Genomic DNA, 13,747 nt, shown 5'->3' on the forward strand with positions numbered 1-13,747 from the left:
CAAATTGCCGAGTGCAGCTTATCTTATGCAAAGATAATGCTATTCAAAGACAAATGAAAATTTATCATTGATTTGTTGACACCAAGTTTATTCCTCAACATTGGTCAGTCGGTTAGTAATAACCTACATGGTTGTCACACTTCCTTTGCCAAAAGGGCAAAAAAAAATTGATTATCATCACGACAACCAATCTTTTATTAACCTTAATAATCTAATACCATGAAAAACACGATGCAAAGATATATGGTTTTTGTATACGTTCCAAATATTTCATGGCATTTTCTTCTATATATAACATCTTTTTGATTTAAATCAATTTATTTCAATCTAAATCGGCACATATACTGCTCTGAAGAGCTAACCTGCTTACCATCTTTTCGGGCGGGTGTCCACTTAGGCATCAGACTCACCACCCTTATCGCTTCATTTATAAGCGCTTTGCGAGCCTGAGCAAGTTGTTCTTCATTTGCACCGGCCGTACCATTCTCACCGGCATCAGCTTTTTTATACCCTGTTATAATCATATCGTTCTGCAAAATTGCTTTTTGTGTTGGGACATAAACTCCCTTCACATCTACAAGACTACCATCATCCCCTACCGTAAAAGTAACCTGCACATTACCTTCTACGCCATTATCTCTAGCAACAATAGGATATTTGAGATGCATGGCCAAAAACTTCATCATTTCATCATGGCCTCCCATATATTCCGCCTTGGATTTCTGTTCATCAGAAACAACACACTGAACCACATCTTCCACCTTTTTTGCTTTCACCAGTTTGCGCATTTTTGTTTTCTTCTGTCCATCGGTAAAGTCCGATAACGTAGTTTTTCCACCCCTCTCCATATTCTGGAAGTCATTTGAAACCATTCCTTTACTCATACTTTGTGACTCACCAACAAGCTTATCTACTTGTTGATTCAATTCTGGAGTGGCAAAAGCACTGAGTGCAATCGATGCCACCAACACTACGTACAAACCTTTTGTACGCATCCATGGGTTAGATTTCTTACGTAACATCATTGTAATTCTTTTTGTTAATAGACTGTGATTAAAACTATTTGCAAAGGCATAAGGACTTGTCCCCACTGCCTTACGAATCAATAAATACTGGTATCGGGAACCCTCTATACCACCGGCAAGCACCGCATCATCGGCCTCATACTCGTGTACATCGCGTAAAGAAGTACCCATAATCCACGCCAAGGGATTAAACCATTGTACCGTTTGCACCAAATTCAACAGCAGTATGTCCCATGAATGGTACGCACGCACGTGTTCGCGCTCATGGCATAAAATCGCATCGGCATCATTCTCATAATCAGCCTGACTGATAACGATACTGTTAAACCAACTGAAAGGAGACACATCATCGGCATGGCAGAACAGTCGGATACCGTCTTTCACTTCGGTCCAAAGTACACCTTGATGTATTTTTCGATAGAGCATGCCCAACTGGAACATCTTAATAAGCAGAGTTATCGCAACACCGATTATATATAGATAGCCAATTATACCCCACCAATTGACAGACACCGATGTGGGCAATCCTACCGTATTTCCAGCATCAGTAGACTCTACCACCACTCCACTCCCCGACTCCAGATACACACTGACGGCATAATCGCCCCACGAGATAGCCGGGATATTAACCCAAGGAAGCACCAAGGAGAGTAACATCACAAGGATAAGCATCAATCGATTGAATCGAAAGAACGACTCCTTCTTCAAGAGCAACATGTACGGAATGTACATCAAGCTCAAATAAACCACAGATTTAATGACGTAGCTCAGCATCTTTAATCATCTGAAGTAATTTCTCTATCTCACTAACACTAATCTTTTCTTCGCGTACGAAGAAGTTGACCAAAGAACCAACCGACCCACCAAAGAAGTCGGTCGTCACTTCATCCATCACTCGCGAGGTGTACTCTTCTTGACTAAGCAGCGGCTTGTAATACAAAGCTTTGCCCATATCGAGACGCTTCGACTCTGATAAATACCCCTTGGCTGTCAATATTTTCAAGAATGTAGCAACCGTTGTGTATGCCGGTTTAGGCTCTGTATACCTCGCCAATATATCTTTCACGGTAGCTTCATCCCTTATTTGCCAAAGTATCTTCATCACATCCATCTCGCTTTTCGTCAAGACCGGATATTCTTTTTTACTTCTATTCATATCTACGAAAGTTTTAGTAATCACATCGCAAATATATACTAAACTTTTCGTAATTACTCTTTTACACTCTCAAAAACTGCCAAACATTAACTTCTATATTTAGTAATGCACCGCCATATTTTTAGTAATTAACAAGTATATGAATGTTATAAACTCTATAACGCTTCACTTGAAGCTAGCTGCAAAGGTTCGACAATATCGCTGCATCGCCTCTTCAGCAGTGCTGCCTAGCCTACTCAGCAACGTTGCCAAGCCACTGCAATGAATTCATTAACTGGCAAATAGGACGACAAATAAGCAATCTAATGACCCATACACAGCTACATGGCGAGGCTATTAAAATGTACAACAAATAGTAAACAAAACAACATAACAGTTTACCTTTATGGAAAACCAAACTCATACAATTTAAAACAAAGTTTTCCATTTTATTTTTCAACTAACTGAATATCAAAGACTTGACATATTTTAACACGACAAAAGTTTCCCAAAACGAATTTCATATTAATAAATAAGCTATCTTTGCAAAAGCAATCAACTAACAACATAAGAACATTTAAAATACACTATTTACCCTATCATGATACAAACGGTTGTAAAGAGAGATGGTCGCATCGTTGGATTCAACGAGCAGAAGATTAGTGCGGCGATTCGTAAGGCCATGCTTCACACAGAAAAAGGAGAAGACGAAGCACTCATTGTCAAAATCACCGACCATGTAAACTTCAAAGGCAAGGCACAGATGACCGTAGAGGATATTCAAGATGCCGTAGAAAAAGAGCTGATGAAGAGTTCTCGTAAAGACGTTGCGCAGAAATACATCCAGTATCGTAACCAGCGTTCGATAGCTCGCAAGGCTAAGACACGCGACATATTCTTGGACATCGTCAACATCAAAAGCAACGACGTGACGCGCGAAAATGCCAACATGAACGCCGATACACCGGCTGGAATGATGATGAAGTTTGCTTCAGAAACAACAAAACCGTTTGTCGACGATTACTTGTTATCAGAAGAAGTACGCGAGGCCGTACAGCATAACTATATCCATATTCATGATAAGGACTATTACCCTACCAAGTCGCTGACCTGTGTACAACACCCGCTCGACATCATTTTGAAGCACGGATTCACCGCAGGGCATGGCAGCTCGCGCCCGGCTAAGCGCATCGAGACGGCTGCCGTATTGGCTTGTATCTCACTGGAGACATGCCAAAACGAGATGCACGGTGGGCAAGCTATCCCAGCCTTCGACTTCTATCTCGCTCCCTATGTACGTTTATCGTACCAGCAAGAAGTGAAGAATTTGGAGAAATTGTATGGCGAAGACTTCTCCGCGCTTTACGATGCAGAGATAGACGACTACATCAATCGACCTCTCGACGGCCTACAAGGAGCAGAGCGCGTAAAGCAACATGCCATCAACTCTACTGCCGGACGTGTACATCAGGCCATGGAAGCATTCATCCATAATATGAATACCATCCATAGCCGTGGAGGAAATCAGGTGGTATTCTCGTCTATCAACTACGGCACCGACACTTCGGCCGAAGGTCGTTGCGTGATGCGCGAGCTACTCATCTCCACCTACGAAGGCGTGGGTAATGGTGAGACTGCTATCTTCCCCATCCAAATATGGAAGAAGAAACGTGGCGTAAACTATCTGCCCGAAGACCGTAACTATGATCTTTACCAACTGGCATGCAAAGTAACGGCTCGTCGTTTCTTCCCGAACTTCCTGAATTTGGATGCTACTTTCAATCAAAATGAAAAATGGAGAGCCAACGACCCCGAACGTTATAATTGGGAAATTGCAACCATGGGATGTCGCACTCGTGTGTTTGAAAACAGATATGGAGACAAGACATCGGTGGGACGAGGCAACCTTAGTTTCACCACTATTAATATAGTAAAGCTCGCCATCGAATGTATGGGTATCGAAGACAAGGCAGAACGTATCAATAAGTTCTTTGCCAAGCTCGACGGTATGCTTGAGTTGACGGCCAAACAACTAGACGAACGATTCCAATTCCAAAAGACAGCTTACGCCAAGCAATTCCCATTACTCATGCGTTATCTATGGACCGGTGCCGATCATCTCAATGCCAACGACACCATAGAGAGCGTCATTAACCAAGGAACTTTGGGTATTGGATTCATCGGATTGGCCGAATGTTTGAAGGCATTGACAGGCCAACACCATGGCGAAAGCGAAGAGTCGCAGCAGTTGGGTGTAAAGATTGTCACCTATATGCGCGACCGCGTGAAAGATTTCTCAGAACAATACGGCCACAACTACAGTGTATTGGCCACACCGGCTGAGGGACTTTCGGGTAAATTCACGAAGAAAGACCGCAAGGAATTTGGCAACATTGAAGGCGTGACCGACCGCGACTACTACACCAACTCCAACCATGTACCGGTATATTATAAATGTTCGGCTCTGCATAAGGCTCAAGTAGAGGCTCCTTATCACGACTTAACACGTGGCGGCCACATCTTCTACGTAGAGATAGATGGCGACGCGACGCACAACCCACAGGTAATTATGAACGTGGTAGACATGATGGACAAGCTGAATATGGGCTATGGCTCGGTGAATCACAACCGTAATCGTTGTATGGACTGTGGTCATGAGAATGCCGATGTCAATTTGGATGCATGTCCAAAATGCGGTAGTCATCACATCGACAAGCTGCAACGCATCACCGGTTACCTCGTTGGTACAACCGATAGATGGAATCAAGGGAAATTGGCCGAGCTAAACGACCGCGTTACCCATATTGATACTCCAAAAGAATGATAAGTGTTTTAGACATCATACACGACACCACAGTAGACGGACCGGGCTTTCGTACCTCCGTCTACTGTGCCGGTTGTCCGAATGAATGTCCCGGTTGTCACAACCCACAATCGTGGGACATCAACAGCGGAACACCTATGACGACCCAGCAAATCATGCATGAAATCACGCAAGACCCATTTGCCAACGTCACATTCTCAGGTGGTGACCCTATGTTTCAAGCCGAAGGATTCTTGGAATTGGCACTGGCTATTCGACGCGAAACGAATAAAACAATTTGGTGTTTTTCGGGTTTTACTTTTGAAACCCTACAAAAAAAAGAGCACACTCGTGCGCTCTTAGAACAAATAGATGTATTGGTGGACGGCCCATTCGTGCAATCGCTACGCGATACCGACCTATTATTCCGCGGCTCATCCAATCAACGACTCATTGATGTACGCCGCTCTCTGACGGCCGGCAGTCCGATATTATTCGACTACCAACCATATCCCATAGCTATTTAATCATAAAAGAACGTTGCTTCAACCAATATCCGAAGAAACGATGAAGCAAGGTATTCAGTGCCGTCTTCACACTACTGACAGCCTTTAGTTTATAACCATTCACAAACAAATGGCTGAATGGCAAGGCCACACACCCTTCCGCAGCTATCGCTTCCAGTAAAGCTGCCTGCCCGGAACATACTATGTATAAGCGTTACGTAAATTACGTTGCGTAACGTACGCAATTTATTTGAAACCGCAAAATTTAAGGAATGATTCTGTTTAAAAGGCTATTAAACAGAATAAAATATTGGAATGAACTACTATAAATCATACTTTTGACGGAAGGCCTGTTCTCGTTCTTGCGCCTGTTTCAAGAACGATTGGTATTCAGGAGTATCACTATTGAATGGACGATGAGCCAAAGCTTGCCCTATCGGTCGCCATTCTTCGATAAACTGAAAGGTTTGTTTGGAGAAGAAAGTCTCTCCAAAGCGCTGCCAAATATACGATACAGCTTGGTCACTGGGATGCAACATATCTTCACTATAGAAACGATAATCGCGCAATTCATCGTTCATCAACTCGTAAGCCTCAAAATACGTGACGCATTCGGGCATGGTCTGAACGAGTTGATGGGCTGCCAACAAGAGCGTAGATTTAGATAGTTGACTGCCATGATAACCATATTTGCGGTAGCGAATAGGACTGACAGTCACAATAACATGTACCTGTGGATTCTTCTTCGTAAGCAGTTGAACAGCTTTCCGCAAATAATCCGTACACTGTTCTACACTCAATTCCTGCTCATCGAAAAGTATTTGTGGCCGCTTCTGACAATTATCGACTATCTCACCGGTCTCTTTCAACACATACACATGATTGGTACCGAGCGTAAATACAGCCACATCGGGCACATCACCCTCATATCGCTGCACAGTATGAAGGATGCTCGCGGGATTGTACATCACGCCAAACGGATTGACGACCACACGGAATTGCGAATCGGCAAAACGTCGACCGATGTTCTCGGCAAAGCATGAGCCAACGAAAAAGAGACGATGGCGTGGCTCAATGGTCCACGCCGAACGTGCTATATCGACTTTCGTTTGAAGTTCCATACATTCTAACTACGACTCACCTGCAGACCTGTAGTACTGAGACTCATATCCACGAAGCGGGCATTAGAGTTCAGACGATGGTCGTTGAGTATCTTCTTGATACGCGCAGCTGCCTCCGGATCTTTCGCAACCATATAGAGATAACCGCCTCCACCGGCTCCCGGCAACTTATAACCTAGACACAAATCGTCTATCAAAGCTGTTAGTTGAGCCACCTCGGCAGGATTTGTTCCGGCATCGAGTAGCTGATTCTGTTGCCAAGTGTGGCGAACCAACGTACCCATTGTATTGAATTCCTGTCTTAGCAACGCCTCGTACATCTCCTTGGTGTGTTCCTTCATGCGACGCAACAGTTCTATCTCATCGTGCTGATTGAGGAACATACGACGTACAATCTCACCCAATATGGTCTTTGCCGTGCGCGTAATACCCGTATAATATAATAGGTGACAAGCCTTGTATTCGGGTTGTACGAAGAGGTCGTTGGGTAAATAGCGTACATCAGGCGTCTGTTCAAAGCCTCTATCGGTTTGCAATAACTTCACTCCTTGAAGCAAACCACCAAACTGATCTTGCCATCCGCCACCCGTAGTAAGCAACTGTTCGAGCACCAATGTGCGTCTACCAATCTCGCTCTTATCCCACAACAGACCGCAGAAATCATTCAATGCACCCAAAACAGTAGCTGCAAGGATGCTACTTGTACCCAATCCACTGCCCGCAGGAATAGCAGACAGCATCGTAAGCTCGATACCGCTACCAAACGCACCAAGCTGTTGTTCGAGCGAAGCAAAACTTTCTTCACCATAAGAAGGATGGAAACCGGCCAAAGCCAAAGCAGCTTTCGGGATGGAGAACGGACTTCCCACGTGGTTGAAATCGCCCAATTGCTCGTACGTAGTAATCTCCTCGGCCGCACCAAGGTCGATACTTCGCAAGATGATATGGCGCTCCTTGCAAGGCTTTACATAGGTTTGCAAAGGCGGTTGACCGTTCAACTCTATGGCAAGATTTATAACTCGACCGCCTTCCATCAAACAATAAGGAGGCGTATCGGTCCATCCGCCGGCAATATCTATACGCACCGGACTACGTGCCCAGACGATTTGATCTTGATAAATGGTGGGATGTGGGCGCTGACCAGCCGCAGCTACCTGATCCATTAAACCTTGGCGTAACAATGAAAAAGCCTTTTCACCTTGTTCACTGTAACCCTGTTCTCCCTTCAAACGATGCAACTCGCTGCGGAACATCGCGTCATGAATACGCGTCATCAGCGGTTCTTCACCCGTCAATGCAGACGGTTCAGGCAGATTAGCATCCGCATATTCCTTAGCAGCATCCTCTAAATCCACTTGATAAAAAACACTATGTTCATGATTACGGGCCAATGCCGGCCAGTTATCATTACGGAATGAGCGGCGTTGCGCAAAGAGTCGACGCAGATTAGCAACCGCAGAAATATCCTCGGCACTCATCTTTCGACATCCATCAAAGAGTTGTTGAGCCTCTCGACTCGCATCCAAGCCAAGCATATAGCGCAATACCACTCCTATATCCTCTACCGAATCAACCACCGGGAACATCGGTGTTTGCTGTAATTCTCCATCAAAACGGTCTTGGAAACCATAGGTACGAACCACGTATTGCGACTCTCCAACAGGCACAACGTCTACACATTGTCCGGCTTTCAACGTTAGTTCAAAATCATTTTCGGGCACACCGGTGATAATATGTTCGTGAGACAGCGTCCAATGCGAGCCCACACAGCTATTCTCTACCCACAGATTCTGGTTTTCAGCGGTCAGTTTTACATGCAACAGACAGTTCTGTACGAACATTGAAGGATGCGGTTTGCGTGAGTGATGCATGATTTTACGCTGGTCGTTCTCCAAATTTTGAACGGCCAAAGTAGAAGAAAGAAGTTCGTGAGATGTCCCAAAATGGTAGAATTCTCCACCCGGTAACGGCAAAACAGCGACTTTCAATTGCGCTATTTCTTCGTCAAGCATCGTTGGATGAGTACCCAAACAGCAACCGAAATCGCTATACATGTCATAGTTGACAAGCTTTCCATCCTTCATCGAACGCTTCATCATCAACTCGATAGCACGGTCGCTGAAAAGCCAAATACCAGTATCCGTGAGATAAAAATATTCCTTCAACAAGCCGTTCAACGTCTCCACTGACGGCTTTTGCAGCATACATTTCATCACACCGGGTGTCTGTCGAGACGATACAAAGACTCCGTGGTCTTTCGCAATGCTTGAATCAAGCCACAGTCCATAACAAACGACGTCGGCATCAGGTATTTCCTGCAATGGCTTCGTGGCACGAATATACACGTCACCACTTACTATCATGGTGTGAAGATGCTCCGGAGCAGCCTCCATTATACGTTCATAGAGAGGTATTTGCAGTGACAACAGGTCTTGAGAAAGGCGCTGTCCACGTTCCCAACGGAACACGGGAATAGGCGTAAGAATCTTTCCGGAAGGCGCATACGAAGGCAATCGACGGCTTTGTCCGCCGGCATGGAGCAGCAATCTATGCTCACTGCCGAGCCATTCGTGCATATCTTGGCCTTGTGCCCACGCTTCATGGCAAGCTTGTAACAACCACGTGGACCCACCACCGGAGCCTAACTTATGCCCAACAGGGTCGTTGGTACAAAACCATTCATCACGAGAATAACCGGTAAGGTCATGGAAACAACCTACCAAATTAGGAGGGAGCGAAAGGAGTTTCTTCATTTTTGTAGATTTTATCTCTTACAAAAATAAGAAAAAAAACTCACATTCGCCCCCTTGGAGAATCAGAAAATAAGGATTTCCTGTGTACTATTGTATTCTTATAAGGTCTTCAAAATCTCATCACAGAGTTCATACGACTTCACCATCATGCGTGGGATATGGAACGGTCCTTTGTAAAGATTACCCTTAGCAGGCTGTGCTACCGTTCCATCGCGATGCAAATAACCATACCATTCACCGAATTGTGCATCGGGGAAGTGGGCGTATGTCCACTCACTTATCTGACGATGACGGTACAAATATTCGTCATCACCGGTAGCCAAGTAAGCATAAAGCGAAGAGATAATGGTCTCACACTGCGGCCACCAGAACTTCATATCCTGCGAATAATCCTGTGGAGGCAAGTTCTTACAGTCTACAAAGTTGATAATACCACCGTATTGTTTATCCCATCCCCAGTCCCACGACCAGTTAAAGATGGTAAGAGCCATATCAGTAAGCTTCTTATCCCAACCACGATGGCGCGACTCTTCCAACAGGAACCAAGACGTTTCGATACAGTGACCGGGGTTGATAGCACGCGTCATATTGGTATCTACAAACTCACCATTAGGACCTACAGTCTCCAACAAAGCCTTAAACTCCGGATGTATGAAATATCTTTGCAATTTATCTATGGACTCATCAATCTGCTGAGTGAGCTTCGGATCGTCACAAACCTTTCGCAAACACGAGGCTACATTGATTAAAATCATCACAATGGAATGACTCTGGAGATTCACTTCCGGCTCAAATTTTGCTGGCAAAAAGCCCGGAGTATTGAGGAATCGAACAGCATCGGAGAATATATCCATTGCTCTTTGAGCATACTTCTTATCTCCTGTAGCCAAAGAATATTCCGACATAGCGATAGCGGCAAATGTCTCCGAGAATACATAACGACGCTTACGGAGTGGCGTTCCCTCTGCTGTAACAGAGAAATACATATGTCCCTGCTCATCGAAACAATGCTTCTCGATAAATTCCAAGGTGCTGGCAGCAGCATCCAACCACTGCTGATTCTTCTCTATATGATTGTATGCGTATGCACAAACAAAGGCAAAACGCCCTTGAAACCATACCGATTTCGTCGTATCCATCAGTGTTCCATCACGGTCTACACACGTATAAACGCCACCATTCTGCCGATCCCAACCATGTTCCATCCAAAATGGCATGATGATTTTTGTCAAATCATTCTTGTAAGAATTCGCCCAAAAGCTCAAATATTCCTTTTTGTCCATAGCTATATATTTTGCCTGCAAATCATTTTTTATGCGACATGATGCAAAATTAGTTCTTTTTGACCAAGATTCCAAAAGATTCTAGTATTTTATTTTATATTTAATCAAAATATTTATAAATTAACCCTTATTTCCAAACAAATACTCATTAAGTCGTTTTAACGAATCATATAAAGCGTTCTTATCATATAGTTTTCCACCGTAAAACACACCAATATCAGCAATTTTTCTTATTTTTGCATTGAGCAAACAATATAAAGATGTACCTTTTTATATATGGGAAGTACATCATAGGAATTTCAAAGCGTCAAGAAATGAGAAGAACAGCCTGCATCATAGCGCTATGCTGTGCTTGCTTCACAACCACACTTGCCAAGAGCGGTAACCAAAAATTAATCAAGGCTACCGACTCCAACATCCTCTATACAGGTAGAACAGCCCAACAAGCAGACGGTAGCGTCTCTTACGATTGGGTAGGTACCTACGTACAGACGCGCTTTACTGGTAATTCTATCGCCGTCAATATATCCGAAATCGACACCAGTTATCATAACATATTTATCGATAATCGCCTTATAGACAAGATAAAAGTATCGGGACGGGAGCCTCACAAGGTTGTGTTGGCAGAGAATTTAGGTAAAGGCACACACACCTTGAGATTGCAAAAGTGTACCGAAGGCGAGTACGGGTGTACTACTATCCACGGCTTTTACGTAGACAAGGGTGCTCAATTAAGTCCCGTAGCTCGCAAAAGCAGGATGATAGAAATCATCGGCGACTCCTACACTTGTGGCTATGGAACAGAGGGTAAGAAAGCCACTGAGCGTTTCAAGCTATCCACCGAGAACTGTAACAAAGCCTATGGTTGCATCATTGCTCGTTATTTCGATGCCGACTATGCCCTCGTAGCTCACTCCGGCCGAGGCATGGTGCGTAACTATGGCGACAGCGTACGAGTTTCAAAAGCTAACATGAGCGACCGTTATGGGCTTTTGTTCGACACCCATGGCACACAGGCTTACGACTTCAAAGCCTATCATCCCGACTTGGTCATCATCAATCTTGGCACCAACGACTTCTCACCCATTGCCATTCCGAGTAGCGCACAATACGTCGGTGCCTACGTCAAGCTCATCAAACGCGTCAAAACCAACTATGGAGACGTACCTGTACTTTGCATTCTCCCTCACTCGGCCAACATATATCTACAGGCCAATTTCAGAGAATTAAAGACCGCCATAGCCAATTTGCAGAAAGTATATCTCGCAGCTCCGATGCTCAACATCGTCAGTGAGGAGTTTGATACAGGCTCTGATTGGCATCCAAATTATCAAGGACAACAAAAAATCGCCATGACACTCATTCCTCAGATTTCAATGATAATGGGTTGGCAACTTAATACCGACATACAATGATTAATATCTTCCAAGACGAGAAAGACTCTAAAAACATGCTTATCAAGAACAAGATAGTAGAGTTTTTCATTCACAACGGCAACTCTACCAATACAGATTTGTCGAAAGAGTTGAATCTGAGCATCCCCACAGTCTCTAAACTCATCAATGATATGAGCGACGAGGGATTTGTACTAGAATATGGCAAGCAGGAAACTAGCGAAGGCCGAAAACCCATCTTATACGGCTTGAACCCCGATTCCGGCTACTTCGTCGGAGTTGACATGGGACAAGACTGTATCCATATGGGACTGATGAATTTCCGCGGGGAACTCATCAACCTGCTCATGGATATTCCTTTCCAATACGCCAATACGATGGAATCGCTCAACGACTTGTGTCAACACATCAACAAATTCATCGATTCCCTCGAAATTTCGCGCAAAAAGATTCTCAACGTCAACCTCAACATTCCCGGTCGTGTGAACTCTGGAACCGGCTATAGCTACAGTTTCTACAACGTATCTGAGGAACCTTTGACAGCCATATTGACTGAGAAGATTGGTATTCATACCAACATTGACAACGATACGCGTGCCATGGCCTACGGTGAATACATGCAAGGATGTGTGAAAGGAGAAAAAGATATCATTTTCATCAACATGAGTTGGGGACTTGGTATGGGCATCATCCTCGAAGGTCATCTCTATAAAGGCAAGTCGGGATATGCCGGTGAGATTGGTCACATGCCTTATTTCGACAACGAAATCATCTGCCATTGCGGTAAAAAGGGATGTTTGGAGACCGAAGCATCAGGCCGTGCGTTCTATCGCAAAGTGAAAGAGCACATCGAAGCCGGCGAAACCTCCATCCTATCACAAGACGGACAGACCGACTTCACCATGGAAGAGCTCATCAATGCCACTAATCGTGAAGACCCTTTGTGTCTGGAAGTGCTGGAGCAGATAGGTCTTAACCTAGGCAAAGCCTTAGCCGGTATCATCAACATATTCAATCCCGACTTGGTTGTTATTGGCGGAACGATGTCACAGACTGGCAACTTTTTGATGCACTCCATTGAGACCAGTGTGCTCAAATACTCACTCAATCTCGTCAATAAAGACTCTCACATCGTACAATCCAAGCTAAAAGAGCGTGCCGGTGTCATCGGAGCGTGTATGCTCGCCCGTAAGGTTGTGATTGAAGAGCAGTAAAAATAAAAGTCAGAAAGACTCCCCCTTGCCGTGTTATAATCTATATTCAAGGAGTATAGGGGGCAGTCTTGTCAGACTGGAAGTTAGTTATATACGCTATCCGGAGACTGTCTTCGCTATCGCTTGATAGTCCCCAGCTATTGAAAGGGTTGTTCTTCGGACAAGAATACACTCCAATACAGTCGCTCTTTATAAATCTTTTATAGTCTTTCATCCTTATTCTCTCATTTATCTTTTAACCATCCCTCTCTTTTTGAAAAGCCTCTCCCCAGCCATTATCTCCCTCGTTTACCATCGCACCGGCTACGCCGACAGCGACAATTCGGTCGATGACCAATGGTTCTCCAAAAAGAGAGGGAGAAAGAAATGAACCTTTTCCATACCACAACTTAAGAACTCATCAACTCAAAAACTTATAAACTAAAGCCTAAACTCGTCTACTTGTAAACTCTATAGTTCCTCCCTTCTCCCTTAAGAGAACTTGGATAGGGCTTATTTTGTACCATTTAGCTA

General features: G+C 44.3%; 10 protein-coding genes. 4 read left to right on the top strand and 6 right to left on the bottom strand.

Annotated elements, in window-relative coordinates; all coding sequences use genetic code 11:
* Positions 1–317: 317 nt before the first annotated feature.
* Together HMPREF0671_RS07885 and HMPREF0671_RS07890 are read right to left on the bottom strand one after the other, a co-directional pair.
* On the bottom strand, positions 318–1,799 hold the full coding sequence (locus HMPREF0671_RS07885; RefSeq protein WP_084589744.1) for a M56 family metallopeptidase: 1,482 nt from the start codon (positions 1,797–1,799) through the stop codon (positions 318–320).
* A complete protein-coding gene (locus HMPREF0671_RS07890; RefSeq protein WP_036899189.1) occupies positions 1,780–2,181 on the bottom strand; it encodes a BlaI/MecI/CopY family transcriptional regulator in 402 nt (133 codons plus the stop codon). Before HMPREF0671_RS07890 ends, HMPREF0671_RS07885 begins: the two co-directional genes overlap by 20 nt.
* A gap of 580 nt (positions 2,182–2,761) precedes the next feature.
* Here HMPREF0671_RS07890 and HMPREF0671_RS07895 point away from each other — a divergent pair.
* Both HMPREF0671_RS07895 and nrdG read left to right on the top strand, forming a co-directional pair.
* Positions 2,762–4,984, top strand: coding sequence for an anaerobic ribonucleoside triphosphate reductase (locus HMPREF0671_RS07895; protein ID WP_036899192.1), 2,223 nt, complete (start codon positions 2,762–2,764; stop codon positions 4,982–4,984).
* The gene (nrdG, locus tag HMPREF0671_RS07900) at positions 4,981–5,490 is read left to right on the top strand and encodes an anaerobic ribonucleoside-triphosphate reductase activating protein (protein ID WP_036899195.1); all 510 of its coding nucleotides are present in this window, start codon (positions 4,981–4,983) and stop codon (positions 5,488–5,490) included. The genes HMPREF0671_RS07895 and nrdG overlap by 4 nt, the downstream gene beginning before the upstream one ends.
* Positions 5,491–5,792: 302 nt before the next feature.
* On the opposite strand, the gene HMPREF0671_RS07905 is transcribed toward nrdG, so the two are convergent.
* From HMPREF0671_RS07905 to HMPREF0671_RS07915, 3 genes are all read right to left on the bottom strand, one after another.
* A complete protein-coding gene (locus HMPREF0671_RS07905) occupies positions 5,793–6,590 on the bottom strand; it encodes a GSCFA domain-containing protein (protein ID WP_036899197.1) in 798 nt (265 codons plus the stop codon).
* A 5-nt stretch (positions 6,591–6,595) separates the two neighbouring features.
* Entirely contained in the window at positions 6,596–9,343 is a 2,748-nt protein-coding gene (locus tag HMPREF0671_RS07910; protein ID WP_036899200.1) for a bifunctional fucokinase/fucose-1-phosphate guanylyltransferase, read from the bottom strand.
* Positions 9,344–9,441: 98 nt separating this feature from the next.
* The gene (locus HMPREF0671_RS07915; RefSeq protein WP_036899203.1) at positions 9,442–10,626 is read right to left on the bottom strand and encodes an AGE family epimerase/isomerase; all 1,185 of its coding nucleotides are present in this window, start codon (positions 10,624–10,626) and stop codon (positions 9,442–9,444) included.
* A 314-nt stretch (positions 10,627–10,940) separates the two neighbouring features.
* On the opposite strand from HMPREF0671_RS07915, the gene HMPREF0671_RS07920 reads away from it, so the two are divergent.
* Together HMPREF0671_RS07920 and HMPREF0671_RS07925 are read left to right on the top strand one after the other, a co-directional pair.
* Positions 10,941–12,041 (top strand): SGNH/GDSL hydrolase family protein, encoded by a 1,101-nt coding sequence (locus HMPREF0671_RS07920; RefSeq protein ID WP_036899208.1) that lies wholly within the window; start codon positions 10,941–10,943, stop codon positions 12,039–12,041.
* Positions 12,038–13,234 (top strand): ROK family transcriptional regulator, encoded by a 1,197-nt coding sequence (locus HMPREF0671_RS07925; RefSeq protein WP_036899205.1) that lies wholly within the window; start codon positions 12,038–12,040, stop codon positions 13,232–13,234. Before HMPREF0671_RS07920 ends, HMPREF0671_RS07925 begins: the two co-directional genes overlap by 4 nt.
* 235 nt (positions 13,235–13,469) lie before the next feature.
* On the opposite strand, the gene HMPREF0671_RS12280 is transcribed toward HMPREF0671_RS07925, so the two are convergent.
* Positions 13,470–13,622, bottom strand: a complete 153-nt coding sequence (locus HMPREF0671_RS12280) for a hypothetical protein (RefSeq protein WP_156958392.1) — start codon at positions 13,620–13,622, stop codon at positions 13,470–13,472.
* Between the last annotated feature and the right edge of the window lie 125 nt (positions 13,623–13,747).

This window comes from Prevotella sp. S7 MS 2, assembly GCF_000762865.1.
Classification (GTDB): Bacteria; Bacteroidota; Bacteroidia; order Bacteroidales; family Bacteroidaceae; genus Prevotella.

Excerpts from the sequence above, each read along its gene's own strand:
- HMPREF0671_RS07885 (WP_084589744.1), bottom strand. The coding sequence starts at position 1,799 with ATGCTGAGCTACGTCATTAAATCTGTGGTTTATTTGAGCTTGATGTAC.
- HMPREF0671_RS07890 (WP_036899189.1), bottom strand. The coding sequence starts at position 2,181 with ATGAATAGAAGTAAAAAAGAATATCCGGTCTTGACGAAAAGCGAGATG.
- HMPREF0671_RS07895 (WP_036899192.1), top strand. The coding sequence starts at position 2,762 with ATGATACAAACGGTTGTAAAGAGAGATGGTCGCATCGTTGGATTCAAC.
- nrdG (WP_036899195.1), top strand. The coding sequence starts at position 4,981 with ATGATAAGTGTTTTAGACATCATACACGACACCACAGTAGACGGACCG.
- HMPREF0671_RS07905 (WP_036899197.1), bottom strand. The coding sequence starts at position 6,590 with ATGGAACTTCAAACGAAAGTCGATATAGCACGTTCGGCGTGGACCATT.
- HMPREF0671_RS07910 (WP_036899200.1), bottom strand. The coding sequence starts at position 9,343 with ATGAAGAAACTCCTTTCGCTCCCTCCTAATTTGGTAGGTTGTTTCCAT.
- HMPREF0671_RS07915 (WP_036899203.1), bottom strand. The coding sequence starts at position 10,626 with ATGGACAAAAAGGAATATTTGAGCTTTTGGGCGAATTCTTACAAGAAT.
- HMPREF0671_RS07920 (WP_036899208.1), top strand. The coding sequence starts at position 10,941 with ATGAGAAGAACAGCCTGCATCATAGCGCTATGCTGTGCTTGCTTCACA.
- HMPREF0671_RS07925 (WP_036899205.1), top strand. The coding sequence starts at position 12,038 with ATGATTAATATCTTCCAAGACGAGAAAGACTCTAAAAACATGCTTATC.